Origin of the sequence: Streptomyces sp. V3I8 (genome assembly GCF_030817535.1) — a bacterium.
GTDB lineage: Bacteria > Actinomycetota > Actinomycetes > Streptomycetales > Streptomycetaceae > Streptomyces.
This window is the reverse complement of record NZ_JAUSZL010000002.1, coordinates 6,091,146-6,117,425: the sequence shown is the minus strand read 5'-3', so window position 1 is coordinate 6,117,425 and position 26,280 is coordinate 6,091,146. Positions and strand designations below refer to the sequence as shown.

The following is a 26,280-nucleotide window of genomic DNA, read 5'->3' as shown; positions in this document are numbered from 1 at the left end:
CCGTGTGCGCGTGGGGCCGCTCGGCGAAGTCCCCGGGCCGGCGCACCGACAGGAGTTCCGAGGCAGGCCGGAGACCCTTTCGAAGGCAAGGCCGCAGGTGGCGGCAGACGAGTCGGGCTGTACGCCGGGTTCTGTCGCCCGGCTGCCTCGCGGCGGCCGGGGAGACGGCCATCCATCTAGGGCCGGCGTTGCCGCCGGCCTCGTGCGGTCTACCCACGGACTCGGGCGGGCAGCCCTCGAACGTCCGCGCAGAGACACCGGGGTGTCTCCTTTTGACCTTGCTCCGGGTGGGGTTTACCTAGCCGCCTGAGTCACCTCAGGCGCTGGTGGTCTCTTACACCACCGTTTCACCCTTACCGGGGACCGAGGTCCCCGGCGGTCTGTTTTCTGTGGCACTGTCCCGCGGGTCACCCCGGGTGGCCGTTAGCCATCACCCTGCCCTGTGGAGCCCGGACGTTCCTCGGGAAGCGCCCCCGAAGGGGACTCCACGCGGCCGTCCGCCCGGCTCGTCTGCCGTACCGACCATGCTACCGGGCGTTCGCCCCGCCGTCGGCGTCGGTGTCGGCGTCACGACGCGGAGTGGGCGGTGCCTTCGCCGTTCCCGGGGCGGGTCGCGTGCGCCGTAGGCTGGCGGGTGCTCTTCGTGCGTACGTGCCGAGAGCCCCGTACCGAAAGCTCCAGGGAGAACCGCCGTGCTCGTGTTGTTGCCGCCGTCCGAAGGAAAGGCTCCCTCCGGGCGGGGCGCGCCGTTGAAGCCGGAGTCGCTGTCGCTGCCGGGGCTCGCCGGGGCGCGGCAGGCGGTCCTGGACGAGCTGGTCGAGCTGTGCGCGGCCGACGAGGAGAAGGCGCGCGAGGTGCTCGGGCTGAGCGAGGGGCTGCGCGGCGAGGTCGCCAAGAACACGGAGCTGCGGACCGCGGGGGCGCGGCCCGCCGGGGAGATCTACACGGGCGTGCTGTACGACGCCCTTGACCTGGCCTCGCTCGATGCGGCGGCCAAGCGGCGGGCCGCGCGGTCGCTGCTCGTCTTCTCCGGGCTCTGGGGCGCGGTCCGGGTGACGGACCGGATTCCCTCGTACCGCTGCTCGATGGGGGTGCGGCTGCCGGCGCTCGGGGCGCTGGGGTCGCACTGGCGGGCGCCGATGGCCGCGGTGCTGCCGGAGGCGGCCGGGAGCGGGCTCGTACTGGACCTGCGGTCCTCGGCGTACGCGGCGGCGTGGAAGCCGAAGGGTGAGGTCGCGGAGCGGACGGCGAGCGTACGGGTGCTGCACGCGCCGACCCGCAAGGTCGTCAGCCACTTCAACAAGGCGACCAAGGGGCGCATCGTACGCAGCCTCATGGAGTCCGGGGCCGTGCCGTCGGGGCCCGCGGAGTTGATCGAGGCGTTGCGGGATCTCGGGTACGTGGTGGAGGCGGCGGCGCCGGCCGCCGGGGCAGCGGGTGCGGGCAAGGTCCGGATGCTGGATGTGCTGGTGGACGAGGTGCACTGAGTGCGCGGGAGCGCCGGTCTTCCCACTTGTTGCAGCATGTGCAATGGGCTTTGCGGAGCGTGCGTGGCGCGGGCAGGATGTGGGCATGGTCTCGCCTCCGTCCTCGCCCTCAGCTTCTTTGTCGCCGCTTCCGTCCGTTCTCGAGCTCGCGCCCGTCGTGCCCGTGGTCGTCGTCGAGGACGTCTCCGACGCCGTTCCGCTGGCGCGGGCGCTCGTCGCGGGCGGGCTGCCCGCGATCGAGGTGACGCTCCGGACGCCCGTGGCGCTCGACGCGATCCGGGCGATCGCGGACGCCGTGCCGGACGCGGTGGTCGGGGCCGGCACGGTCATCTCGCCTGCTCAGGTCGCTGATTCCGTGGCCGCCGGGGCGCGTTTCCTCGTCAGTCCCGGCTGGACGGACGCGCTGCTCGACGCGATGAAGGGGTCCGGGGTGCCGTTCCTGCCGGGGGTGTCGACGACCTCGGAGGTCGTGGCGCTGCTGGAACGGGGCGTCACCGACATGAAGTTCTTCCCGGCGGAGGCGGCCGGTGGCACGGCGTACCTGAAGTCGCTGGGCGGGCCGCTTCCGCAGGCCCGCTTCTGCCCGACGGGGGGTATCGGCCCCGCGGTCGCGCCGGAGTATCTGGCGCTGCCCAACGTGCTGTGCGTGGGCGGGAGTTGGATGCTCCCCGCCGATGCGATAGCGGACGGGGACTGGGCGCGGGTGGAGAAGCTGGCGCGGGAGGCCGCGGGGCTCGCCCCGTAGCCCCGTAGCCCCGTCCCCGTAAGGGGCGCGGGGAACTGCGCGGCCCGCCCCCCGCCAGTCCGCAGCCGACATCGCCGCGGCTCAGCCCGGCTTCAGCGCAGCGCAGCCGTGTCGTTCAGCGAACGCACGCTCGCGTTGCCGTCCCCGTAGTACGCCACCGACGACAGCGAGGCCGCCGACAGCTCCATGCGGAACAGCGACTCGGGTGGTGCGCCCAGGGCCAGTCGTATGAGGGTCTTGATCGGCGTGACGTGGGAGACGACCAGTACGGTGCGGCCCGCGTGGGCCGCGAGCAGCGTGTCGCGGGCCGCCGCCACGCGGTGGGCGACCGCGTCGAAGCTCTCGCCTCCGCCGGTGGGTTCGGCGTCGGGGGACGCCAGCCAGGCGTTCATGTCGGCGGGGTGGCGGTCGCGGACCTCGGCGAAGGTGAGGCCTTCCCAGGCGCCGAAGTGGGTTTCGCGGAGGTCGGCTTCCGTCTGTACGTCCAGGCCCAGGCGGGCGGCCACGATGTCGGCGGTTTCGCGGCAGCGGGTCAGGGGGGACGTGACGACGGCCTGTACGGTGCCGCGTCCGGCCAGTTCGTCGGCGACGCGTTTCGCCTGGTGGCGGCCCGTCTCCGAGAGCGACGGGTCGCTTCCTCCGCTGCCCGAGAAGCGCTTCTCGGGGGTGAGCGGGGTTTCGCCGTGGCGGAGGAGGACGAAGGTGGTGGGGGTGCCCAGGTCCGGGGGCTGGTCGGTCATGTCGGGGCCGCCGTGGGTGTGAGGGCCGTCTGTCGGCTGACGGCCGGTCGTGGCTGAGCGCGCAGTTCCCCGCGCCCCTGGGTGAGCGGGACCCGCGGTCGTCTGACCACTGACCGTCCGCCGTGGCTCAGCGCGCCGTTCCCCGCGCCCCTGGGTGGATGGGGCGCGGGTGGGGGCCCGGTTACAGGCCCGACTCCGATGTGCGGATCAGGATGCGGCGGCAGTTCTCGCAGCGCAGGACCGTGTCGGGGGCCGCCGCCTTCACCTCGTTGACCTCGGTGATGTTGAGCTCCAGGCGGCAGCCCTCGCAGCGGCGCTGGTAGAGGCGGGCCGCGCCGACGCCGCCCTGCTGCTCGCGGAGCTTCTCGTACAGCTTCAGGAGGTCCGCGGGCACGGAGGCGGCCACGACCTCGCGCTCCTTGGTCAGGGTCGCGCTCTCGCCGTCGAAGGACTCGAAGGCCGCGTCCCGGCGGGCCGTCGCGTCGTCGATCTTCGACTGGACGGACGAGACCCGCTCGGTCAGCTCGGCGACCCGCTCCTGCGCGGACTCACGGCGCTCCATGATCTCCAGGACGACGTCCTCGAGGTCACCCTGCCGCTTGGCCAGCGAGGTGATCTCGCGCTGGAGGTTCTCCAGGTCCTTGGAGGACGTGACGGCACCGGAGTCCAGGCGCTGCTGGTCGCGCGAGGCGCGCTGGCGCACCTGGTCGACGTCCTGCTCCGCCTTGGTCTGCTCGCGGGAGCAGTCGCTCTCCTCGGTCTGTGCGGCCACGAGCAGGTCGCGCAGCTGCGTGAGGTCCTTGGTCAGCGACTCGATCTCGTCGTGCTCCGGCAGCGACCGCCGCTTGTGCGCGAGCTGCTGCAGGCGGGCGTCGAGGGACTGGACGTCGAGAAGTCGGATCTGGTCGGCGGGCGCGGCGTTCAGTTGGGGGCTCCAGGTGAAGGGGAGTGGAAGTTCCACGGGTCGGTGACCGTCTTCGAGACGTGGACCCGCAGGCCCCAGCCGTGACGGTCGGAAATCTCGTCGAGCTGGGCTGCGGCCAGCTCGCACCAGGGCCACTCGGTGGCCCAGTGCGCCGCGTCGAGCAGCGCGAGGGGGCTCTGGGCACGGGCCTCGGACACCGGATGGTGGCGCAGGTCCGCGGTGAGGAAGGCGTCCACGCCCGCGGCGCGTGCGTCGTCGAACAGGCTGTCGCCGGAGCCGCCGCTGACCGCCACGGTCCGCACCGGCGCATCCGGGTCGCCCGCCACCCGGATGCCCTGTGCCGTCGCGGGCAGCCGCTCGGCGGCACGCGCGGCGAACTCGCGGACCGTCAGCGGGCGGTCCGGCTCGCAGACCCGCCCGAGGCCCCGACGGCCCTCGGGGTCGGCGGGGTCCGGCACCAGCGGGCGTACGACCCTCAGGTCCAGCGCGCCGGCGAGGGCGTCGCTCACCCCCGGGTCGGCGCGGTCGGCGTTCGTGTGGGCCACGTGCAGCGCGATGTCGTTCCTGATCAGGGTGTGCACGACGCGGCCCTTGAAGGTCGAGGCCGCCACCGTCGTCGTACCGCGCAGGTAGAGCGGGTGGTGGGTGACCAGCAGGTCCGCGCCCAGCTTCACCGCCTCGTCCACGATCTCCTGGACCGGGTCGACGGCGAACAGGACGCGGGAGACCTCCTGGTCGGGGTCTCCGCAGACCGTCCCGACCGCGTCCCACGCCTCCGCGCTCCCGGGAGGCCAGAGGGCGTCGAGCGCGGCGGTTGCTTCAGACAGACGGGGCACGTACAAAAGGCTACCTGCCTCGCGCCCCCGTCCCACCGGCCGCTCCGGTGATCACTTGGCCCGGGGCACGGGCCCACCCGCGGGCGGGCCGGACCGTGCGCACCCCGCATCACCCTCAGCACACGCGTCCCCGTTCCCACCGGCGAATCGAAAGCCGGCCACTCTTATGTGTGAAGCGGCTGCCTGTGGGTCCCACGACTGTGCGTGCGAAAACTAGTTTCGTCGCCGGAGGTGACCGAACGATGGCGGCCTGTGTGATCGAGCCCGCGGCGGCGTCCGGGAACGGCAACGGGAACGGGAACGACGGCGGAAGCGGGGGCGGGGGCGGCGACGGGAGGGCGAACGGGTCGGCCGCCTCGGCAGGGTGCGTGATCAGCGTCGACGGGGCCTACGCGGCCCGGCTGGCCCGCAGCGGCGAGTCCTGGTTCCCGGAGCGCTGGACGCTGGACGGTCCCGAACCGTACGCGGTGCCCCTGCCCGGCAACCAGCCGGAGGAGCCCGGCACGGAGGTGCTCCCGATGGCGGACGGGCGGGTGCTCATCCACCGGTTCACCGACGGGCGGCACGCGTTCTCCCTGCTGTACCCGACGGGCCCCGGGACGGGCGAGGTCCCGCTCGGCGCCGTGGAGTGCCCCGATCCGGGGACGGAGCTGCGGCTGCTGCCGCCCGCCCCGGACGGCCTGCGCGCGTACGCCCTTGCCGTGGGGCCCCTGTCGACCTCCGTGTGGCTGGTGGCGGGCGGCGCCTTCGGGCCCGAGCACCTCGCGGAGGTCCCGGGCCACTGCTCGGGCGGGGTGTGGCTGGGCGGCGGGGACCGGCTGCTGGCGCTGGACCGGCGGTCGCAGGGCAGGACCAAGACGGTGGTGGTCGATCTGCAGCGCGGGGGCGAGCTGTCGCCGCTGCTGCAGATCGCGGAGGAGAGCAACGACCGGCTGCTGCTCGCGGACGCCGACAGCGGGCTGCTCCTGGTCCGCTCGGACGCGCCCTCGCCGGGGCGGGAGCGGCTCGGCTGGGGTGTGCTGGGGAGCACGCTTCCGGTCCGGTTCCCCGAGTGCCTGCGGCCGGCCGGCTGCACGGTCACGCCGTTCGCGATCCAGCCGGGGCTGATGCTGACGCCGGAGAGCTGCGGGGTCGCGCTGCGGATCGACGGCGCCTCGGGCAGCTGGGTCGGGGTGTGGCGGCCGGCGGAACGCCACCTCCACCAGTTTCCGGCGCCGGAGGGATGGTTGACCGGTTGCGGCCGGTGGACCGGGGACGGGGTGCTCCACCTGCCGTACGCGACGCGGGAGGTGCCGTGCGGGGTGGCACGGGTCGAGGCGTCCATGGAGGCGTGGGACGCCGGTCCGGGGGACGCGGGTCCAGGGCTCACGGGTGCGGGGCACATGGGTGCGGGGAGCCCGGGCGCCGGGGACTCGGCTGCGGGGAGCCCGGATCATACGGTCGGGGTGTCGGGGGAAGCGCCGCGGGAACCGTCGGTCACGGGTCCCCCGGACCCTGCGGTGACCCGTCCGGTGCCGCTCCAGCAGGCCCCCCTGACGGGCCGGGTGATGGCGAACGCGTTCACGGGACGCCGGCTGGCCCAGGCGGGGATGGGCCGGGGGCGGGGTTCCGGGGAGGCCCCGCCCTGGGTCCCCGACGGTTCCGACGGCCCCGACAGTTCCAACGGTTCCGACGGTCCCGGCCGTCGTCCTGACCGCCGTCCCGGTGCCGACACCGACACCCGCACCCGCACGGACACCGGCCCTGTCCCCGCGAACCCCCTGCGCATCGAGCACGTGAGCGACGAGGCGCCGGCGGCCCTCCGCACCCTCTGGGCGACCGCCGGAAGCGCCTCCTCCGCCAGCCCCGCCCCCAGCCCCTCGAAGTGACCCCCGAGTAGCCCCTCCCGCCCCTCCGGGCGGGCAGGGGCGACCGTTAGAATCTCCGGCGCTGTACCGAAGGATCTTGTTGACGGGGTGAATACGGATGAGTGACACGAACACCATGGAAATGACGGCCACCAACCCACGGGGGACGTCGGCGCAAGCCGGCGACGACGACGGCCACGGCCGGCATCGGGGGCCCGTCGCCGCCCAGGAGGACGGGGCGATCCCCCGTGGCCGGCACCGCAGGCCGGCCGAGCAGAACGGCACCGGCGTCTGACCGCACCACAGGCCGCAGCGGACCGCGGAACGGCCCCGCCCGACACCCGTCGGGCGGGGCCGTTCCGCGCATCGGGCACTCACCGGGCGCACCACTGGCGCGGGCGGTCGAAGCCCGCTTCAGCCGTGCTTGAGGCTCAGCACCTCCGCCGCCGCGAACGTCTCTCCCGCCGGCCGGTCCGCGTAGTGGGGCGTGAGCAGCGCGTCCAGCTCGTCGTACGTGAAGACGCCCTGTCGGGTGTCGAACTTCGCCGCCACCCGCGGACGTTCGACGACCGCGACCATCCCGCCGTGCACGACGAGCAGCTGCCCGTTGACGCCCGCGGCCGCCGGAGAGGCCAAGTAGCCGACGAGCGGAGCGACATGCTCGGGAGCGAGTGGATCCAGCCGCCCCGCGCCCCCCTCCGTCCGGGCACCCTGCGACTCCCGGACACCTGCGGGCACGCCCGCGAACACGTCCGCCGTCATACGGGTCCGGGCGCGCGGGCAGATCACGTTCGCCGTGACGCCGTACTTCGCGAGCGCCAGCGCCGTGGAGGTCGTGAGACCGACGATCCCGCCCTTGGCGGCCGCGTAGTTGGGCTGCCCGGCGGAGCCCGCGAGGAACGCCTCCGAGCTGGTGTTCACGATCCGCCCGTACACCGGCGCGCCCGCCGCCTTGGACCGCGACCGCCAGTGCGCGGACGCGAAGCGGGTCGTGTTGAAGTGGCCCTTCAGATGGACCCGGATCACGGAGTCCCATTCGTCCTCGGACATCGAGAAGACCATCCGGTCGCGCAGGATGCCCGCGTTGTTGACGAGGACGTCCAGCTGTCCGAACTCCGCGACCGCCAACTCGACCAGCTGCCAGGCCTGTTCCAGGTCGGCCACGTCCCCGGTGTGTGCGACCGCCCGGCCGCCCGCCGCCCGGATCTCGGCGGCGACCTCCTCGGCGGGCGCGGCCGACGCCTCGCCCGAGCCGTCCCGGCCGGACTGTCCGAAGTCGTTGACGACGACGGCCGCGCCGAGCCGGGCGAGCTCCAGCGCCTCGGCCCGGCCGAGGCCGCGGCCCGCGCCCGTCACGACCGCCGCCCGTCCCTCAAGTGGCAGTGACATCGAAGTCCCTTCAACTCAACTCGGCCGGCAGGAGCGGTGCTTCGCGGTGGCGTCAGATCTCGATGCAGGTCCGCAGCGCCACACCCGTACGCATCTGGTCGAGCGCCTCGTTGATGTCGCTCAGCGGCACCCGGTGCGTGATCAGGCTCTCCAGGTCGATGCGGCCAGCCCGCCACAGGGCGACGGTCCGCTCGTACGACCGCAGGACGTCCCCTCCGCCGTACATGGACGGCAGGATCCGCTTCTCGTCGAAGAACAGCTCGAACATGTTGAGCTGCAGGAAGTCGTCCATGGCTCCCGCGCCGACGACGACCAGCGTGCCGCCGCGGCGGGTGTGGTCGTACGCCGTGCGGGCGGTGGCGGAGCGGCCGACGACCTCGAAGACGTAGTCGAAGCCCTCGCCCGCGGTCACCGACTGCTTGGCGTCGGGGAGTTCCTCGGGTGAGACGGCCCGGGTGGCGCCGAACCTCAGCGCGGCCTCGCGGCGCGAGAGGACGGGGTCGACGGCGACGATCTCCGCGGCCCCCTTGAGCCGGGCGCCCTGGATCGCGCTGATGCCGACGCCTCCGCACCCGATCACGGCGACCGACGAACCGGCCTCCACATCCGCGGTGTTGAGGGCGGCACCGAGCCCGGTGGTGACCCCGCAGCCGATGAGGGCGGCGATGTCGAAGGGCACGTCGTCCGGGATCGGCACCGCGCAGCCCGCGTCGACCACGACCTCCTCGGCGAAGGTCCCGGTGCCCGCGAAGCCGAACAGGTCCGAGGAACCGCCCCCGGCCTGTCCGCCGCGCGCGAAGTTGGGGGTGCCGGCGTTCATGAACCCGGCGAGACACAGCTGCGTCTGCCCGCGTTTGCAGGCGGCGCACTCCCCGCACGCGGGCAGCCAGCAGACGACGACCCGGTCGCCGGGCCGCACACCCGTGACGCCCTCACCGACCTCCAGGACCTCACCGGCGCCCTCGTGTCCGGGGACGAACGGCGCCGGCTGCGGCAGCACGCCCGCCATCGCCGACAGGTCCGAGTGGCACAGGCCGGTGGCCCGTACCCGGATCCGTACCCGGCCGGGGCCGAAGCCCTTCGTCTCGATGTCGTCGAACACCTCCAGCTTGTCCTGGCCGATCTCCTGCAGTACGGCTGCGCGCATGATGCGGCTCCCCTCGGAAACGTACGTACGGCGTTCGGGCGCGCCCGGCTCCCGGGCGGCTCAGCGGTCAGGCGCGCCCGGCTCCCGGGCCCGTCCGGCGCTCAGGCGTGCTCGACGACGGTGTCGGTGAGGACCGGCGCGTCGCCTCGGCCGGCCGCGCCCACCGTCACCCGGACCCTGCCCTCCTCCCGCCACAGGCGGATGCGCAGGGTCTCGCCCGGGTACACCACCCCGGCGAAGCGCGCGGCGTAGGAGCGGACCCGGCCGACGTCACCGCCGAGCACGGTGTCCACGACCGCCTTCAGCGTCATCCCGTACGTGCACAGCCCGTGCAGGATCGGACGGTCGAAGCCCGCGAGCTTGGCGAACCCGGGATCGGCGTGCAGCGGGTTCCGGTCGCCGGAGAGCCGGTAGAGGAGCGCCTGGTCCTCGCGGACCGGGCGCTCGATCGTCCGGTCGGGCGCGCCCGTCGGCGGTTCGGCGCGGACCGAGGGGCCGCGGTCGCCGCCGAAGCCGCCCTCGCCGCGTACGAAGATCTGGGCGTCGCTGGTCCACAACGGGCCTTCGTCGTCGGCGACCTCGGTGCGCAGGACGAGGACGGCGGCCTTGCCCTTGTCGTACACGGCGGCGATCCGGGCGGTGGCCACCGCCTCGCCGGTGACCGGGATCGGCCGGTGCAGCGTGACGGTCTGGCCGCCGTGCAGGACGCGCGCGAGGTCGACGTCGACGCCCGGCATGGACAGGCCGCCGATCACCCCCGGGGAGCCCGCGCCCGCGACGGTCGCGAAGCTCGGCAGGACGTGCAGCCGGGACTCCAGCGTGTAGCGCAGTTCGTCGGGGTCGGTCGCCGGCACGCCGGCGCCGAGGCCGAGGTGGTAGAGCTGGACGTCCTTGTGGCCCCAGGCGATCCCGGCCGACCGGGGCTCGGCCGCGAGGGCCTGGGCAACGTCGATGGGCATGGGGCTCCTGACTCCGAACGGACTGCTGAACGGACTGCTGAACCGGCTGCTGAACGGGCTGCTGAACGGAAAGACCCCGGTGCGGCCGTCCGCACCGTCGGTCGCACCGAGGTCGACTCCGGGCCGGGAACCCTTCACCCGTTCTAGAACGCGTTCCAGTCCCGGCGCCTTCTGTATAGCCGAGCCCCGGGCACATGTGAAGCCTCCTGACGCCATGTCAGATAGCGTCGGGCGCGCACCTCGTGGGTCCCGGGCCGTGACATTTGTCCTGCCCGGGTCCGTACATGCGCCTCTGCCGCGCCCCGCCCGCCCCTCCGTAGCGTCGTACCCATGACGAAGACGGGGACGGGAACGGGAACGAGGACGAGGGCAGCGACCGGGGTGGGGGCCGTGTCCCTCACGGGAGCGGTCAGGACGTTCGGCGCCGTACGGGCCGTGGACGGGATCGACCTGGAGATCGCACCCGGCGAGACGGTCGCGCTGCTCGGCCGCAACGGCGCGGGCAAGTCCACCGCGATCGCGCTCCTGCTGGGCCTGGACACACCCGACGAGGGCACCGTCCGCCTCTTCGGCGCCGCTCCGGAGCACGCCGTACGGGCCGGCCGCGTCGGCGCCATGCTGCAGGACGGCCGGCCGGTGCCGCGGGTGACGGTCGGTGAGCTGGTCGGGTTCGTGGCGGGTACGTATCCCGCGCCGATGCCCGTCACGGAGGCGCTGCGGCTGGCGGGCGTCGCGGAACTCGCCGGGCGGCGCGTGGACCGGCTTTCCGGGGGCCAGACGCAGCGGGTGCGGTTCGCGGTCGCGCTCGTCGGGAACCCCTCGCTGATCGTGCTCGACGAGCCGACCGCCGCGCTGGACGTGGAGGCCCGGTACGCCTTCTGGGACTCGATGCGGGCCTACGCGCGCCACGGCCACACCGTCCTCTTCTCCACGCACCACCTGGAGGAGGCGGACGCCAACGCCGACCGGATCGTCGTCGTCGACCACGGGCGGATCGTCGCCGACGGCACCGGCGAGCAGCTGCGGCGCGCGGCCGGCGGCAGCCTCGTCGCCTTCGACCTCGCGGGCGCCGGCACGGCCTGGCTGTCCGCGCTGCCCGGGGTGGTCTCCCTGGAGGTCCGCGGGGACCGGGCCAGGCTGCGGAGCGACGACCCGGACGCGACGGTGGTCGCGCTCGCGGAGCGCGGCGCGGTACGGGACCTGGAGGTCGCCCCGGCCTCACTGGACGACGCGTTCCTGGCCCTGACCGCCACGGCCTCCGGCACGGTGGCCCGGCCCGCTTCCCTGGAGTCGGTGTGATGATCGGCTATCTGCGGCTCGAAGTGCGCCGGACACTGCGCGACGTCGGTTTCATGATCGGCGGTGTCGTGATGCCGGTGGTGATGTACCTGCTGTTCACCAACCTCGGCGGCGGTGCCGACAGCGACTGGAAGACCGCTTCCATGATCGGCATGGCCGCGTACGGGGCGATGGGTTCGGCCCTGAACACCGGCGGCGGGGTCGCCGAGGACCGGTCGACCGGCTGGCTGCGGCAACTGAGGATCACCCCGATGAGCCCGCGCCAGGTGGTGGCGGGGCGCGCGCTGACGGGCGCGGTGACCGTCCTGCCCGCGATCGTGGCGGTCCTCGCGGCGGGCGGCCTGGTCAACGGCGTACGCCTCGACGCCTGGAAGTGGGCGGTGATCGCGCTGTCGCTGTGGCTCGGCTCGGTCCCCTTCACGCTGCTCGGCCTCGGCAACGGCTACCGGCTGACCGCGCAGGGCACGGGCGTGGTGAACATGGTGTGCAACCTGACGCTCGCGGTGGTCGGCGGACTGTGGTTCCCCCTGGTCCTCTTCCCGGGCTGGCTGCGGTCCCTGTCCGCCTACACACCCACGAACCGCTTCGCGCAGCTCGGTACGGCCGTCGCCGACGGGCGGGCGCCCGCCCCGGGAGCGGTGCTGGTGCTGACCGGCTGGCTGCTGGTCTTCGGCTCGTACGCTGTGGTCTCGTACCGCAGGACCGCGCGGACCGTCTGAACGGGGGTTGAGGACATGTCCTGGTTGCGAAGGATCGGTCGTCGGATGTCGGCGCGACGGGAGAACCGGGCCCGGTGCGGGGCCGGCCGGGGCGCGTTCGACGCGGGCCTGGGCGCGTTCGACGCGGGCCTGGGCACGTTCGACGCGGGCCGGGGGTTCGTCGCCGGCCGGCGGAAGGCACGCCGGGCGGGGAAGCTGCCGGAGCACCTGGGCCCGCCGCCCAGCGGTTTCGCGCTCCTGCCCTGGCTCCTCATGGGCATGGGCGCCTTCTCCAACCTCCTCCAGGGCAAGGCCCCGAACCCCTGGGTCGGCGGCATCGGCCTCTTCGTCTTCAACTCCCTCTACATCCACGTGGTGTTCCGCGCCTTCTCGAAGGAGGCCCGCGAATCCCGTTCCACCCGGCGTGCGCTGCTCGCCCTGGGCGTGGTGACCTGTCTGCTCGGCGGCCTGTACGGGGGCAGCTGGCTGCTCTTCTTCCCGCTGCTCGGGCTGGCCGCGGGGGCGGTCGTGCGGGGACCGTGGCTGGGCAGGACCGGTATCGGACTGAGCGTGCTCGCGGGTGTCGTGGCCGGGCTGCGGGACGGGTGGGGCGCGGTGAACGTCGCGTACGGCACGTTCCTGTCCACCATGGTGACCGCAGCGATCCTGTCCCTGTCGGATGCCGTACGTGAACTGCGTTCGGCCCGCGAGGAGTTGGCGCGGCGGGCCGTCGAGGAGGAGCGTCTGCGGTTCTCGCGCGACCTGCACGACCTGCTGGGCCACACGCTGTCCGTCATCGTGGTCAAGTCGGAGGCGGCCCGGCGCCTGGCCCCCCGGGACCTGGACGCGGCGCTCGTCCAGGTCTGCGACATCGAGTCGGTCGGCCGGCAGGCGCTGACGGAGATACGCGAGGCGGTCACGGGGTACCGCGAGGGCAGCCTCGCGGCGGACCTGGACCGGGCGCGGTCGGCGCTGCTGGCGGCGGGGATCGAGCCGGTCGTACGGCAGTCGGGGCCGCCGCTGCCCGCGCGGGCGGAGGCGTTGCTGGGGTGGGTGGTGCGGGAGGCGGTGACCAACGCGGTGCGGCACAGCGGGGCGACGCGGTGCGAGATCGCGGTGGACGGCTCCGCGGAACGCGTCCGGGTCAGCGTCTCGGACGACGGCACCGGCGTCTCCGACACCTCGGGCACCGGTCCCGCCGGCACCGGGCTGAAGGGGCTGGCGGAGCGGCTCGCGGCGGCGGGCGGGGCGCTGGGGGCGGGGGCGGGGACCCGGGGCGGGTTCGTGGTGACGGCGGAGCTACCGGTCCTGGAGCCGGAGCCGGAGCCGACCGCGGCGTGAGGCCTACCGGCCGGGAGGCAGCCCGGGCTGCGGGCCGCGGGTTCCTGGCCGCGGGCCGCAGATCCCAGGCCGCGGGCCCCTGGCCGTATAGGTCCGGGTAGCGGGCCCCGGATCGTGCGGGCCCCGGCCGTATGGGTCCGGGGCGCGGGCCCGGGGCGTAGACCCCGAATCGCGCGGGCCCAGGTCGCGTGGGTCCGGAGCGTAGATCCTGAATCGCGCGGGCCCGGGGCGCATGGGTCCGGGGCGCGGGCCCCGGCTGGCGGCCCCCGAATCGCACAGGCCCGGGGCGTAGACCTCGAATCGCGCGGGCCCAGGCCGCGTGGGCCCGGAGCATAGATCCCAGGTCGCGCGGGCCCGGGCCGCATGGGTCCGGGGCGCGGGCCCCGGCTGGCGGCCCGGATCGCACAGGCCCGGGGCGCAGACCCCGGATCGCGCGGGCCCGAATCGCGCGGGCGCGGGGCGCGTGGGTTCGCGCGGCCTTCAAGGGCAGGTCCGGCCTAGTGTGGGCGTGTGAACGAGATGCCCCGGGAGTATCGGCCTGCCAAGTCCATCCGTGTTCTGCTCGCCGAGGACCAGGGGATGATGCGGGGCGCGCTCGCCCTGCTCCTCGGGATGGAGACCGACATCGAGGTCGTGGCACAGGTCGGGACGGGGGACGCCATCGTGGGGGCGGCCCTGGAGTCGCGGCCCGATGTGGCGCTGCTGGACATCGAACTGCCCGGGATCAGCGGGCTGGACGCCGCCGCACTGCTGCGGGAGGAGACGCCCGACTGCCGGGTGCTGATCCTCACCACCTTCGGCCGCCCCGGTTACCTGCGGCGGGCCATGGAGGCGGGCGCCGCCGGGTTCCTGGTCAAGGACGGGCCCGTGGAGGAGCTGGCCCGGGCGATCCGCCAGGTGCTGACCGGGGAGGTCGTCATCGACCCGGCGCTGGCGGCGGCCGCGCTGGGCGCCGGCCCCAGCCCGCTCACCGCCCGCGAGTGCGACGTGCTGAAGGCCTCGGCGGACGGCGCGACCGTCGCCGACATCGCCGCCAGGCTCCACCTCTCCGAATCGACGGTCCGCAACTACCTCTCCTCGGCCATCGGCAAGACGTCCACCCGAAACCGGATGGAGGCCATGAGGGAAGCCCGCCACCAGGGCTGGCTGTAGTCCCTCCTCCCCCCTCCGGTGAGGGGATTTCGCGTTTCAGGGGCGCGGGGAACCGCTCGACCGGCCACGACGCACCCGCGGCGGACGACGCGCCTTCCCCCGTCCCGTCTCCCGTCCCGTCCCCCGCCCCGTCCCCCGCGGCCCGGCGGAGCCGCGCGGCAGCCACACCAGCATCAGCACCGCCCCGCCGAGCAGCACGAGGCACCCCGTGCGGAACACCAGCGCATACCCCTGCGTGAGCGCCGCGGCCGACCCCTCTCCCCCGCTCCGCGCCGCGGCGATCGTCGCCATCACGGACAACCCGAGCGAACCCCCCATCGTCCGCGAGGTGTTGACGAGCCCGGACACCAGCCCCGCGTCCCCCGCCGCCGCCCCGGACGTGGCAACGGCGGCGAGCGGCGTCGCGGAGAGTCCCGCGCCGAGCATCATCAGGACACCGGGCAGCATGATCGTGGTGACGTACGCCCCGTCCGCGCTCATCGTGGACTGCCATCCGAACCCGGCCGCCGCCACCAGCGCGCCGGTCACCGCGACGTTGCGCGCCCCCACGACCCGCATGAACCCGGGTGCGGCCTTCGAGCCCAGGACCACCGCGAGCGAGCTGGGCACGAGCGCCAGCCCGGCCTCCAGGGGTGTGTAGCCGAGCACGTTCTGCGCGTACAGCGTCATGAAGAACCACATGCAGAACATCGCCGAGCCGCACAGGAACATCGCCACGTTCGCCGAGGACACGGACCGCACCCGGAACAGTCCCAGCGGCATCAGCGGCGCCTGCGTCCGCGCCTCGACGAGCAGGAACAGCCCGATCAGCGCGGCCCCGCCGGCCAGCGGGACCAGGGTCGCGGCGGACGCCCACCCCGCGGCCTCGGTCTGCACGATCCCGTACGCGAGGGTCGCGAGCCCCGACGTCACCAGTACGGCGCCCGGCAGGTCGAGCCGCCGCCCGCCGCCGGCCCGGCTCTCCACGAGCCAGAACAGGGCGCCGGCCAGCACCACGGCGCCGATCGGGACGTTGATCAGCAGGACCCACCGCCAGTTCAGGCCGTCCACCAGGAGCCCGCCGACGAGCCCGCCCGCCGCGCCGCCGCCTCCGCCGACCGCGGTCCAGGTCGCGATGGCGCGCGCACGCGGGGCCCCCTCGGGCACGGCCGACGTGAGGATCGTCAGGGTCGAGGGGGCGAGCACGGCCGCGCCGAGTCCCTGCACGGCCCGCGCGGCCAGCAGCTGCCACTCCGCCTGGGCGAGCCCGCCCGCCAGCGAGGCCAGCGTGAACAGCGCCAGCCCGACCAGGAACATCAGCTTGCGCCCGTACAGGTCGCCGGCCCGGCCGCCGAGCAGCATGAAGCCGGCGAAGGCGATGGTGTACGCGTTGACGACCCACTGCAGTCCCGGGGCGCTCAGTCCCAGGTCGGAACGCATCGACGGCAGCGCCACATTGACGACGGACACGTCGAGGACGACGAGGAACTGGCCCGCGCAGGCCAGGGCGACCACCAGCCAGGCGGGCGGCGCGGGACGACGGGAGCGGGACGCGGGTATCTCTTCGGCGACTCTGAGCGTGGGCATAGAGGTCATGGTCGCAGCGGCCCCCTGCCCCGTACATCGTCTTTTCGCCGCACGGCCGTCGGGCACCGGGCGTAAGCCGTAGGACCTCAGTCCGAGCCCGGGGCCGGGTCCGAGCCCGGAACCGGGTCTCAGCCCGGCCCCGAACCCGGCCCCGAGTCCGGACCCGAGTCCGGATCGGACGTCAGATGTTCGGATGTAATGAGAAGGTCAAGAAATCGTTAGCGGCTCGAAGCAACGGAATAGTTGCCTGGGCACACGGGGTTCACCCTGCACCTACCCCCTTCCCGCCTCTGGAGGCCGCACGCATGACCCGGACAACGACGGATCCGCACACCCGAGGGCCCGGCGGCAGCGGAATCGTCCCCGTACTGGCCTTCGCGGGCATCGTTGTCGCGGTGATGCAGACCCTGCTGGTGCCGGTCATCAAGGACCTGCCGCAGCTGCTGGGCACCTCCCCCGGCAACGCCACCTGGGTCATGACCTCCACCCTGCTCGCGGGCGCCGTCTCCACGCCGATCATGGGCCGCCTCGGCGACCTCTACGGCAAGCGGCGCATGCTGATCGCCAGCCTCGCCGTGATGGTGGTGGGCTCGCTCGTCGCCGGATTCACCAGCGAACTGCTCGTGATGATCGTCGGCCGCGCCCTGCAGGGCTTCGCGATGGGCGCCATCCCGCTCGGCATCGGACTGATGCGCGACGAGCTGCCGCTGGAGAAGCTCGGCTCGGCGATGGCCCTGATGAGCTCCTCGATCGGCGTCGGCGGCGGGCTGGCACTGCCGGTCGCGGCGCTCGTGGCGCAGCACGCCGACTGGCACGCGCTGTTCTTCGCCTCGGCGGGCCTCGGCGTCCTGGCGATCCTGCTCACCCTGGTCTTCGTCCCCGAGTCCCCGATGCGCGCCGCCGGCACCTTCGACGTCCTCGGCGCGTTCGGCCTCTCCGCCGGACTGGTCCTCTTCCTCCTGCCCATCACCAAGGGCAGCGACTGGGGCTGGACGTCCGGCACGACGCTCGGTCTGTTCGGCGCCGCGGCGGCCGTGCTCCTGCTGTGGGGCGTGATGGAGCTGCGGATCAAGGCGCCGCTGGTCGACCTGCGCACCACGGCCCGGCCCGCGGTGCTCTTCACCAACCTCGCCTCGATCATGGTCGGCGTCGCCTTCTACGCCGTCTCCCTCGTCCTGCCGCAGCTGCTCCAGCTGCCCGCGTCGACCGGGTACGGCCTCGGCCAGTCCATGGTCGTGGCGGGTCTGTGCGTGGCGCCGCTCGGCCTGACGATGATGTTCACGGCGCCGGTGTACGCGCGGCTGTCCGCCAAGTACGGCCCCAAGGTCACCCTGATGATCGGCCTGCTGATCATCGCGGTCGGGTACGGCGCCGGGCTCGGCCTGATGAGCGCCGCCTGGCAGACCATCGTCATCGCCGTGGTGCTGGGCGCGGGCATCGGCCTCGCGTACTCCTCGCTGCCCGCGCTGATCATCGGCGCCGTGCCCGCGTCGGAGACCGGCGCGGCCAACGGGCTGAACACGCTGATGCGCTCCATCGGTACGTCCGTCTCCAGTGCCGTCATCGGCATGGTCCTGGCGAACACGGCCAACCAGGTGGGCGGGACCGCGGTCCCCTCGATGCACGGCTTCCGCGTGTCGTTCATGATCGCCACGGGTGCGGTGCTGCTCGGCCTGGCGTTCGCGGCGTTCCTGCCGGGGCGGCGGGCGGCGGCGAACACGGCGAAGCCGCATCTGGTGGCGTCCAGCGAGGACGTCCCCGGGACGGGACCGGCCGCCGCCGGCTCCGCGGACCGGGCCGGTTTCCGTGGGCGTGTGCTGACCGCCGACGGTGTTCCGGTCGCCCGGGCCAAGGTGACGCTGATCGACCGGCGGGGGCGGCAGGCGGGGGCGACGCTGTCCTCCGTGGACGGCGCCTACACGCTCGCCGTGCCCGGCGAGGGGGCGTACGTGCTGGCCGTCACGGCGGGTGGGCACGGGCCGCTCGCGTCCGGGGCGAGCCACCCCGGCGGGGTGCGGGTCCTCGATGTGGACCTCGCGCTGCCCGGTGCGGAGGTCCTGGCCTAGCCGAGTCGTAGGGCGCGGGTGCGTCGTGGCCGGGCGTACGTCATGGCCGGGCGTGCGGTTCCCCGCGCCCCTGGTGGGGCGCTCGCCCTCATGCATGCGGCACCATGGCGCCCGTATGCGTGGACGTACTACCTGGAGGAACCCCATGGCCACGGCACCTGAGCCCGAGATCCTCGCCGCCTTCGAGGGGGCCAAGGGGTTCATGCCCGTGGGGGAGGGGCTCGCCCTGTACGCCGCCGCCGTCGAGGCCGGGCGGCTGGGGCTGCCGCTGCTGGAGGTCGGTACCTACTGCGGGCGCTCCACCGTCCTGCTGGCCGACGCGGCGCGGGGGGCCGGGGTCACCGCCGTCACCGTCGACCACCACCGGGGCAGCGAGGAGCAGCAGCCCGGGTGGGAGTACCACGACCCGGCCACGGTCGATCCGGAGCTCGGGCTCATGGACACCCTGCCGGCCTTCCGCCGTACGCTCCACCGGGCCGGTCTCGAGGACCACGTGGTCGCCGTCGTCGGACGGTCGCCGCAGGTCGCCGCATTCTGGAGCTCCCCCCTCGGCCTCGTCTTCATCGACGGCGGCCACACCGACGAGCACGCGGGCGGGGACTACGAGGGCTGGGCGCCCCACGTCGCCGAGGGCGGGCTGCTGCTCATCCACGACGTGTTCCCGGATCCGGTGGACGAGTTCACCGGGCAGGCGCCGTACCGCGTCTACCTCCGCGCGCTGCGGTCCGGCGCGTTCACGGAGGTGTCCGCCACCGATTCGCTGCGCGTGCTGCGGCGTACGGGCAAGGGCATCTGACCCGGGGCCCCTCCTTCAGCGCATCCGGTCTTTCCTTCACCGCGTCCGGTCCTTCGTTCACCGCGTCCGGCCCGGCCGACCCGTAAGGTGTTGGCCGTGTCATACGTAGGCCCGGACTTCGAACCCCCCCGCCCCCCGCGCCGCGCCCTGCGCGGCCCCCTGACCGTCGCCGTCGCAGCCCTCGTGCCCGGCGCCCTGGCGGGCTGGCTGGTGTGGCAGTCCGTGGGGAACGACGACGGGGACGGCTCCGCCGCGCAGGCGTCGACGTCGGCCCCGGCGAACCGTTCCACCGCACCGGGCGCCCCGGACGGCGGCAAGGACGACGGCAAGGAGCGGCCGGACGGCGGCACCGGCCGGTCCGGTGGCGGCGGGTCCGGTGACGGCCGGTCCGGCGGCGCGGAGCCCGGCCCCCTCAAGGGCAAGGTGGTCGTCGTCGACCCCGGCCACAACCCCGGCAACTTCCGGCACCCGTCCGAGATCAACCGCGAGGTGGACATCGGGACGAACTCGAAGGAATGCGACACGACGGGTACGGCGACCAACGCCGGTTACACGGAAGCCCGGTTCACGCTCGACGTCTCGCGCCGGCTGCGCACCCTCCTGGAGAAGGAGGGCGCCACCGTGAAGTTCACCCAGGACGACGACCGCGCCTGGGGTCCGTGCGTGGACGAGCGGGCCGAGATCGGCAACAAGGCCGCGGCGGACGCCGTCGTGTCGGTCCACGCGGACGGTTCGGCGGCCGGCAACCGCGGCTTCCACGTGATCCTGCCGGGCTCCGTGCACTCGGGCGCCGCCGACACCCGGCCCATCGTGGCCTCCTCCCGTGACCTGGGCGAGCGCATCGCCGGCCGCTTCCTGAGCGTCACCGGCAGCCCCCCTTCCAACTACATCGGTGACGGCACCGGCCTCGACGTGCGCAAAGACCTCGGCGGTCTCAATCTGTCAACGGTTCCGAAGGTCTTCATCGAGTGCGGCAACATGCGCGACAGCAAGGACTCCGCGCGGCTGACCAGTGGTGCCTGGCGCCAGAAGGCGGCACAGGGAATCTCTGAGGGAATCGTGAGTTTCCTGCGCGGGTAGGGAAGAGCGTGCGGATCGGGGCGGACACCCAGGTGGGGCGGACGATAGTGTCCTCCCTACGATGAGGGGCCACCCCCGCGCATGGCACCGCGGCCTCACGGGGACAAGGTGACAGCGACGCCTCCACCGACGACGAGACGACTGACGAAGGACCTGAAGTGAATATCCGCTCCCTCACTCGAGGCGACGGCGTGGTGATCGGAGCAGCGGTACTGCTGTTGATCGCGTCGTTCCTCGACATCTACTCGTACGACGGGGCCGCCAACCTCGACATGCCGAACGCGTGGTCGAGCGCTCCTCTGCTGCTCGGAGTTGTCCTCACGGGCATCGCCGGCGCCGCGCTCATCGTCCTCGCACGCGGTCTCCCGCAGGCGCCCAAGGTCATCGGCATCGACCTCGGCCACTTCGGTATCGCCCTCAGCATCTTCTCCGCGTGGAGCGCCCTCGCGAACATCTTCGACCCGGCCGGCGGCCTCAACAACGTCGGTGAGGGCTCGTCCGGCCCGGACGTCGGCACCGGTCTGATCCTGATCCTGATCGCCACGCTGGTCCTGGCCGGCGGCGCGATCGCCACCCCTCTCGTCCCGGCGCTCAGGGGCTCCCTCCTCCCGCCGCCCAAGCCCGCCGCCCCGCAGCCCTACGGCGGTCAGCCGCAGGGTGGTTACGGCTACCCGGGCGCCCAGCAGCCGGGTCCGTCCTTCGGCGGCCAGCCGCAGCAGGGCCAGCCGTTCGGCGCCCAGCCCGGCCAGCCGCAGCCCGGCCAGCCGCAGCAGGCGCAGGCCCCGCAGGCTCCGCAGCCCGGCGGGGAGTTCTCCCCGTTCTGGTTCGCGGTGCCGGTGGCGCGTCCGCTGTTCGCGGAGGACGGTTCGCCGACGCCGATCGCCGAGCTGGCGCCGGGCACCTGGTACCTGGCCGTCGAGCAGCGCGGCCCGAGCCTGGTGGCGCAGACGCAGGACGGCCGCCGCGGTGTACTGCAGGACACGTCCGGGATCCAGCGCGGCTGAATTCCGTCGCCGCAGGTCCGTCACGGCCCTCCACCCCCAGAGCTCTTCGGAGCTCTTCCGGGTGGGGGGCCGTTCCCGTACAGTCGGCGCGGCCTTCTCTTTTCTGACGCACCGTCAGGAGTAGTGCATGCGACTCGGACTCGCCCTCGGTTACTGGGGCCGCGGACCCTCCGCCGACCAGGTGTCCCTCGCCCAGGAGGCGGAGCGGCTCGGCTACGACTCGGTGTGGACCGCCGAGTCCTGGGGGTCCGACGCCTTCACCCCGCTGACCTGGATCGCCGCGCGGACGTCAAGGATCAAGCTGGGTACGGCGGTCGCGCAGATGGCGGCCCGCTCCCCCACCACGACCGCGATGCACGCGCTCACGCTGGACCACCTGTCGGGCGGGCGTGTGCTGCTCGGCCTCGGGCTGTCGGGGCCGCAGGTCGTCGAGGGGTGGTACGGGCGCCCGTTCCCCGCGTCGCCGCTCACGGCGACGCGGGAGTACGTCGACGTCGTACGCCAGGTGCTGCGGCGCGAGGGGCCGGTCGAGCTGGACGGGCGCTTCCACCCGCACCCGTACCGGGGGGCGGACGGGACCGGGCTCGGCAAGGCCCTCAAACCGATCACGCACCCGCTGCGGGCCGAACTGCCCGTGCTGCTGGGGGCCGAGGGGCCGAAGAACATCGCGCAGACGACGCGGATCGCGGACGGGTGGCTGCCGTTGTACTGGTCGCCGATGAGGGCGGACGTGTACGAGGCCTCCCTGGGCGGGGCGCCCGGCGGTTTCCTGGTCGCCCCGATGGCCCGGGCGAAGGTCTGTGACGACGTCGCCGAGGGGCTGCTGCCGGTGAAGGCGATGCTCGGCTTCTACATCGGGGGGATGGGGCACGCGGCGCGCAACTTCCATGCCGATCTGATGGCGCGGATGGGGTTCGCGGAGGAGGCGCGGCGGATCCAGGAGCTGTTCCTGGCGGGACGGCGGGAGGAGGCGGTGCGTGCCGTGCCGGATGCCTTCGCCGACGAGATCTCGTTGGTGGGGCCGCGTGAACGGATCGCCGAGCGGCTGGAGTTGTGGCGGGCGGGGCCGGTGACCGACCTGCTGCTCCTGTCTCCGGACCGTCATACGCTGCGGACGCTGGCCGACCTGAACTGAACGCTGCGGCTGCGCTGCGCTGTGCTGTGCCGGTTCGGTCTGGCTGGTCCGGTCCGTCGGGCGCGGGCGCGTCGTGGCTGGTCGCGCAGTTCCCCGCGCCCCTGAAAAGCCCCGGGCCGACGTGCGGCGTCAGGTGCCGGCCCGTCGTGGCTGAGCGCGCAGTTCCCCGCGCCCCTGAGAAGCTCCGGGTGCCGGTTCGCCGGGGTCGAGCGTGCGGTTGCCCGCGGCCCCGAGAAGCTCCGGGCTGGCGGGGCCGTCGGGGCTGCCCCGCCGAACCACCCTGCGGATAAGGGTAGTTGGGGGCGATTTCAGAGGGTGGGGATTCAATGCGAGAGGTGCCGGAGGTTTCATACGCGGTTCAAGGGTCATCTGCATGACATGTCCCCTCGATATCGCAACGGTTCGAATCAAGCCGGCACGGTCGTCGCGATCGTTGCCGACATCATGGCCGCCATCCTCGGCCTCTGGATCCTCATGTACCTGCTGGACGCCAACCAGGGCAACTCGTTCGTCCAGTTCATCCATGACGCCGCCCGCTGGCTCGCCGGCTGGTCGCACGACCTGTTCACGTTCGACGAGCAGTGGGCACGCGTCGTCGCGGGCTACGGTCTCGCGGCCGTCGTCTACCTCTTCATCGGTCACGCGATCGCCAATCGCGTGGCACGCCACTGAGCCCTCGGGCCCGCAGCTCGCGCACCACGCGGACTACCGGCAGCAGTCGGGGTCCAGTCCCAGCGGCAGGCGGTCGCCGCCGAAGACCGCGCAGGTCGCCTCGTCGCCGCCCAGCGCGGCGACGGCGAGGAGCAGGGAGCCCGCCGTCCACGAGGTGAGCTCCTCGGGCCACACGGCCCGTGAGTCGAAGACGTAACCGGTCCAGTACAGGCCCGTCCGCGGGTCCCGCAGGTGCTGGATCGACTGCAGGATCTCCAGCGCGCGGTCGGACTCGCCCACGGCCCACAGGGCCAGGGCGAGTTCGGCCGACTCGCCGCCCGTCACCCACGGGTTGGGCACCACGCACCGCACACCGAGACCCGGGACCACGAACCGGTCCCAGTCCCGCTCGATGCGTTCCTTCGCCTCGGTGCCGGTCAGCGCGCCGCCCAGCACCGGGTAGTACCAGTCCATCGAGTAGCGGCCCTTGTCGAGGAACCGCTCGGGGTGCCGGCGGATCGCGTGGCGCAGCGCGCCCACCGCCAACTCCCAGTCGGGCTGCGGCTCCTCGCGCTCCTCGGCGATGGCGAGCGCGCAGCGCAGCGCGTGGTGGACCGACGAACTCCCGGTCAGCAGCGCGTCCTCGACGGCCGTGCCGTCGTCCTCGCGCTTCCAGCCGATCTGGCCGCCCGGCCGCTGCAGCGCCAGGACGAACTCCACCGCGGCGAACACCGTCGGCCACATGCGGTCCAGGAAGGTGTCGTCGCCGGTCGCCTGGTAGTGGTGCCACACACCGACGGCGACGTACGCGCAGAAGTTGGTCTCGCGCCCGCGGTCGGTGACGTCGGCGGCGTCCCCGTCGGCGTAGGCCGCGTACCAGGAGCCGTCCTGGTTCTGGTGCCGGGCCAGCCACTCGTACGCGCGGGCGGCGGCCTCGTGCTCGCCGGCCGCGTCCAGGGCCATGGCGGCCTCGGTGTGGTCCCACGGGTCGAGGTGGTGGCCGCGGAACCACGGGATGGCGCCGTCCGCACGCTGCACGGCCAGGATGCCCCGGACGGTCTGCGCGGCCTCCTCCGCGGTGAGCACCCCCGCGAGGACGAGGTGTTCGGTACGCGGAGTCGTCACGAAGCGTCCGTGAGGGTGGCGGCGGGCAGGTGCGGCTTGGTCGCGTACGCCACGAAGCTCTTGCCGATCAGCGGGTTGAGCGCCTGTTCGGCGATCCGGGTCGCGAGGGGCTTCTTCATGATGTCCCAGACGAGGAGCTTGTGGTACGCCCGTACCGGCAGCGCCTTGTCGTTGTCGACGCCGAACGCACACTTGAGCCACCAGTAGGGGCTGTGCAGCGCGTGGGCGTGGTGCGTGCCGTACGGCCGCAGGCCCGCCTCGCGGATCTTGCCGAGCAACTCGTCCGCCCGGTAGATGCGGATGTGGCCGCCCTCGACCTCGTGGTAGGCGTCCGACAGCGACCAGCAGACCTTCTCGGGCCCGTAGCGCGGCACGGTGATCGCTATCCGCCCGCCGGGCCTGAGCACCCGGACCATCTCGGCGAGCACGCCCTTGTCGTCCGGGATGTGCTCCATCACCTCGGAGATGATGACGACGTCGAACGACTCGTCGGGGAAGGGCAGGCGCAGCGCGTCACCCTCCATGGCGGTGGCGGTGGCTCCCCCGGGGGCCTCCCCCGCCTCCTTCATCGCGGCGAACCACTTGGCGACCTCGCGGATCTCCTCGGCGTTCCGGTCCAGCGCGACGACCTGGGCGCCGCGCCGGTAGCACTCGAAGGCGTGGCGTCCCGCCCCGCACCCGAGGTCCAGCACGCGGTCCCCCGGGGCGAGCGGGAACCGGGAGAAGTCGACGGTCAGCACGTGGTCCTGCTTTCGCGATTCGGGGTGTCCACGGGGGCGGGGGAGGAGACGGCGGGGGCCGCCTCCTGTGGGGCCGCGGGGCGGCCGGGAGTCTCGGCCGCGGGGCGGCCTCGTGGTTCCGGCGCGGAGCGGCGCGCGGACTCGATCGCCTCGCGGTAGCGGGCCACCGTGCCCTCCGCCGCGCGGGCCCACGTGAACCGTTCCAGTACGCGGGCCCGGCCGGCCGAGCCGAGCCGCGCGCGCAGGCCGGGGTCGCCCAGCAGCCTGCTCAGCGCGACGGCCAGCGAACCCGCGTCGCCGGGCGGGACGGCGAGGCAGGTCTCGCCGTCGGGGCCCGCGACCTCGGGGATGGCTCCGCCGGTGGTGGCCACCAGGGGCGTACCGGTCGCCATCGCCTCGGCGGCGGGCAGCGAGAAGCCCTCGTACAGGGACGGCACGCAGGCGACCTCGGCGGACCGGACGAGGTCGACGAGCTCCGCGTCCGGGATGCCCTTCACGAACTCGACGGCGCCCTCCAGCCCGTACCGCTCGATGAGCTGGGCCACCGGCCCGTCCTCGGCGCGCCGGCCGACGACGACGAGGTGCGCCGCGGGGTGCTCGGTACGGACCTTGGCGAGCGCCTCCACGAGGAAGACGAGGCCCTTGAGGGGGACGTCCGCGCTGGACGTGGTGACGATTCGGCCCGGTACCTTCGGCACGGACGGATCGGGCGAGAAGAGGTCGGCGTCGGCACCGATGTGGACGACGTGGATCCGCTCGTCCCGTACGCCGAGGTGGTCGACGATCTCCTGGCGGGACGTGCCGGAGACGGTGAGCACGGACGGCAGCCGGCGCGCGACCCGCTTCTGCATGCGCGTGAAGGCGTACCACCGCCGCACGGACGCCCGTTTGCGGCGGCTCGCGGCGGCGTCCAGTTCCAACTGCCGGTCCACGGTGATGGGGTGGTGGATGGTGGTGACCAGCGGGGCGCCGACATCGCCCAGCAGCCCGTACCCGAGCGTCTGGTTGTCGTGCACGACGTCGAAGTCGCCGCGCCGGGCGCGCAGATGGCGGCGGGCGCGCAGGGAGAACGTCAGCGGCTCCGGGAAGCCCCCGGTCCACATCGTGCCGACCTCGACGGCGTCGATCCAGTCGCGGAACTCGTCGCGCCGGGGGGTGCGGAAGGGGTCCGGCTGGCGGTACAGGTCGAGGCTGGGGAGCTCGGTGAGGGAGAGCCCGTCGAGATCCTCGCCCTCGTCGAGCACCGGGTAGGGCTGCGAGCCGATCACCTCGACCTGGTGGCCCAGCCGGGCGAGCTCGCGCGAGAGGTGCCGTACGTAGACGCCCTGGCCGCCGCAGAACGGGTTCCCCTTGTAGGTGAGGAGCGCGATGCGCAGCGGTCGGCCGGCGTCGGCGGCCGAGCCCTCGGGGAGGCCTGCCTCCATGGCCTCATGGGTCACTCTCGGCCCCCTTCTTCCAGCACTTTCCCGCGAGATTACTTCGGGACGGTAATCTAGAACAAGTTTCAGACTTGATCGTTCAGGGAGCATTGAATCTACCGGCAGGTAGCTCT

Annotated in this window: 22 protein-coding genes, 1 other RNA gene and 2 pseudogenes; 14 read left to right on the top strand and 11 right to left on the bottom strand. The window is 73.4% G+C overall.

Translation table 11 applies throughout. The features are described 5' to 3' along the window. Positions 1-104 precede the first annotated feature (104 nt). Positions 105-509: RNase P RNA component class A (rnpB, locus tag QFZ75_RS27150), an RNA gene on the bottom strand. Between the two features lie 183 nt (positions 510-692). Here rnpB and yaaA point away from each other — a divergent pair. Together yaaA and eda are read left to right on the top strand one after the other, a co-directional pair. Then, a complete protein-coding gene (yaaA, locus tag QFZ75_RS27145) occupies positions 693-1,487 on the top strand; it encodes a peroxide stress protein YaaA (RefSeq protein ID WP_307540938.1) in 795 nt (264 codons plus the stop codon). Between the two features lie 85 nt (positions 1,488-1,572). Beyond that, on the top strand, positions 1,573-2,232 hold the full coding sequence (eda, locus tag QFZ75_RS27140) for a bifunctional 4-hydroxy-2-oxoglutarate aldolase/2-dehydro-3-deoxy-phosphogluconate aldolase (RefSeq protein ID WP_307540937.1): 660 nt from the start codon (positions 1,573-1,575) through the stop codon (positions 2,230-2,232). Between the two features lie 92 nt (positions 2,233-2,324). Here the strand turns inward: eda and QFZ75_RS27135 are convergent. The 3 genes and pseudogenes from QFZ75_RS27135 to QFZ75_RS27125 form a co-directional block, all read right to left on the bottom strand. Next, positions 2,325-2,960, bottom strand: a pseudogene (locus tag QFZ75_RS27135) (histidine phosphatase family protein); the annotation flags it as partial. Between the two features lie 193 nt (positions 2,961-3,153). Continuing rightward, entirely contained in the window at positions 3,154-3,897 is a 744-nt protein-coding gene (locus QFZ75_RS27130; protein WP_307544814.1) for a zinc ribbon domain-containing protein, read from the bottom strand. Further along, on the bottom strand, positions 3,894-4,733 hold the full coding sequence (locus QFZ75_RS27125; protein WP_307540936.1) for a Nif3-like dinuclear metal center hexameric protein: 840 nt from the start codon (positions 4,731-4,733) through the stop codon (positions 3,894-3,896). Before QFZ75_RS27125 ends, QFZ75_RS27130 begins: the two co-directional genes overlap by 4 nt. Positions 4,734-4,975: 242 nt before the next feature. Between QFZ75_RS27125 and QFZ75_RS27120 the strand changes: the two are divergent. Together QFZ75_RS27120 and QFZ75_RS27115 are read left to right on the top strand one after the other, a co-directional pair. Further along, positions 4,976-6,280, top strand: a pseudogene (locus QFZ75_RS27120) (hypothetical protein); the annotation flags it as partial. Between the two features lie 418 nt (positions 6,281-6,698). Then, positions 6,699-6,875: a hypothetical protein gene (locus tag QFZ75_RS27115; RefSeq protein ID WP_307540934.1), complete on the top strand. Its 177-nt coding sequence runs from the start codon at positions 6,699-6,701 to the stop codon at positions 6,873-6,875. 119 nt (positions 6,876-6,994) lie between these two features. Here the strand turns inward: QFZ75_RS27115 and QFZ75_RS27110 are convergent, their stop codons facing one another. From QFZ75_RS27110 to QFZ75_RS27100, 3 genes are all read right to left on the bottom strand, one after another. Next, positions 6,995-7,969, bottom strand: a complete 975-nt coding sequence (locus QFZ75_RS27110) for a 3-oxoacyl-ACP reductase (RefSeq protein WP_307540933.1) — start codon at positions 7,967-7,969, stop codon at positions 6,995-6,997. A 52-nt stretch (positions 7,970-8,021) separates the two neighbouring features. Then, a complete protein-coding gene (locus QFZ75_RS27105) occupies positions 8,022-9,116 on the bottom strand; it encodes a Zn-dependent alcohol dehydrogenase (RefSeq protein ID WP_307540932.1) in 1,095 nt (364 codons plus the stop codon). Between the two features lie 101 nt (positions 9,117-9,217). Further along, positions 9,218-10,075 carry a MaoC/PaaZ C-terminal domain-containing protein gene (locus QFZ75_RS27100; RefSeq protein ID WP_307540930.1) on the bottom strand — a complete coding sequence of 286 codons (858 nt, stop codon included), beginning with the start codon at positions 10,073-10,075 and terminating at the stop codon, positions 9,218-9,220. Between the two features lie 330 nt (positions 10,076-10,405). Between QFZ75_RS27100 and QFZ75_RS27095 the strand changes: the two genes are divergently transcribed. The 4 genes from QFZ75_RS27095 (at position 10,406) to QFZ75_RS27080 (ending at position 14,565) form a co-directional block, all read left to right on the top strand. Next, the gene (locus tag QFZ75_RS27095) at positions 10,406-11,374 is read left to right on the top strand and encodes an ABC transporter ATP-binding protein (RefSeq protein ID WP_307540929.1); all 969 of its coding nucleotides are present in this window, start codon (positions 10,406-10,408) and stop codon (positions 11,372-11,374) included. Continuing rightward, a complete protein-coding gene (locus QFZ75_RS27090) occupies positions 11,374-12,093 on the top strand; it encodes an ABC transporter permease (RefSeq protein WP_307540927.1) in 720 nt (239 codons plus the stop codon). Before QFZ75_RS27095 ends, QFZ75_RS27090 begins: the two co-directional genes overlap by 1 nt. A 45-nt stretch (positions 12,094-12,138) precedes the next feature. Further along, positions 12,139-13,413 (top strand): sensor histidine kinase, encoded by a 1,275-nt coding sequence (locus QFZ75_RS27085; RefSeq protein WP_307540926.1) that lies wholly within the window; start codon positions 12,139-12,141, stop codon positions 13,411-13,413. A 519-nt stretch (positions 13,414-13,932) separates the two neighbouring features. Beyond that, positions 13,933-14,565 carry a response regulator transcription factor gene (locus tag QFZ75_RS27080; RefSeq protein WP_307544812.1) on the top strand — a complete coding sequence of 211 codons (633 nt, stop codon included), beginning with the start codon at positions 13,933-13,935 and terminating at the stop codon, positions 14,563-14,565. Positions 14,566-14,601: 36 nt separating this feature from the next. On the opposite strand, the gene QFZ75_RS27075 is transcribed toward QFZ75_RS27080, so the two are convergent. Then, positions 14,602-16,140, bottom strand: coding sequence for an MFS transporter (locus tag QFZ75_RS27075; protein WP_373465951.1), 1,539 nt, complete (start codon positions 16,138-16,140; stop codon positions 14,602-14,604). 296 nt (positions 16,141-16,436) lie between these two features. Between QFZ75_RS27075 and QFZ75_RS27070 the strand changes: the two genes are divergently transcribed. The 6 genes from QFZ75_RS27070 to QFZ75_RS27045 all read left to right on the top strand — a co-directional run bounded on the left by QFZ75_RS27070 (position 16,437) and on the right by QFZ75_RS27045 (position 22,884). Then, complete coding sequence (locus QFZ75_RS27070; protein WP_307540923.1) at positions 16,437-18,197, top strand: MFS transporter; 1,761 nt, start codon at positions 16,437-16,439, stop codon at positions 18,195-18,197. Positions 18,198-18,342: 145 nt separating this feature from the next. After that, on the top strand, positions 18,343-18,993 hold the full coding sequence (locus QFZ75_RS27065; RefSeq protein WP_307540921.1) for a class I SAM-dependent methyltransferase: 651 nt from the start codon (positions 18,343-18,345) through the stop codon (positions 18,991-18,993). A gap of 96 nt (positions 18,994-19,089) precedes the next feature. Next, complete coding sequence (locus QFZ75_RS27060; protein ID WP_307540920.1) at positions 19,090-20,073, top strand: N-acetylmuramoyl-L-alanine amidase; 984 nt, start codon at positions 19,090-19,092, stop codon at positions 20,071-20,073. Positions 20,074-20,231: 158 nt separating this feature from the next. Continuing rightward, positions 20,232-21,077: a hypothetical protein gene (locus tag QFZ75_RS27055; RefSeq protein WP_307540919.1), complete on the top strand. Its 846-nt coding sequence runs from the start codon at positions 20,232-20,234 to the stop codon at positions 21,075-21,077. A 127-nt stretch (positions 21,078-21,204) separates the two neighbouring features. Then, positions 21,205-22,212, top strand: coding sequence for an LLM class F420-dependent oxidoreductase (locus QFZ75_RS27050; RefSeq protein WP_307540917.1), 1,008 nt, complete (start codon positions 21,205-21,207; stop codon positions 22,210-22,212). A 378-nt stretch (positions 22,213-22,590) separates the two neighbouring features. Next, a complete protein-coding gene (locus tag QFZ75_RS27045; protein ID WP_307540916.1) occupies positions 22,591-22,884 on the top strand; it encodes a hypothetical protein in 294 nt (97 codons plus the stop codon). 33 nt (positions 22,885-22,917) lie between these two features. Here QFZ75_RS27045 and QFZ75_RS27040 read toward each other — a convergent pair whose 3' ends face one another. From QFZ75_RS27040 to QFZ75_RS27030, 3 genes are read right to left on the bottom strand one after another with little or no spacing between them, the layout of a single operon-like run. Further along, positions 22,918-23,988 carry a prenyltransferase gene (locus QFZ75_RS27040; protein WP_307540914.1) on the bottom strand — a complete coding sequence of 357 codons (1,071 nt, stop codon included), beginning with the start codon at positions 23,986-23,988 and terminating at the stop codon, positions 22,918-22,920. Further along, positions 23,985-24,728: a class I SAM-dependent methyltransferase gene (locus tag QFZ75_RS27035; RefSeq protein ID WP_307540912.1), complete on the bottom strand. Its 744-nt coding sequence runs from the start codon at positions 24,726-24,728 to the stop codon at positions 23,985-23,987. Before QFZ75_RS27035 ends, QFZ75_RS27040 begins: the two co-directional genes overlap by 4 nt. After that, on the bottom strand, positions 24,722-26,167 hold the full coding sequence (locus tag QFZ75_RS27030; RefSeq protein ID WP_307540910.1) for a glycosyltransferase family 4 protein: 1,446 nt from the start codon (positions 26,165-26,167) through the stop codon (positions 24,722-24,724). The genes QFZ75_RS27035 and QFZ75_RS27030 overlap by 7 nt, the downstream gene beginning before the upstream one ends. Positions 26,168-26,280 lie beyond the last annotated feature (113 nt).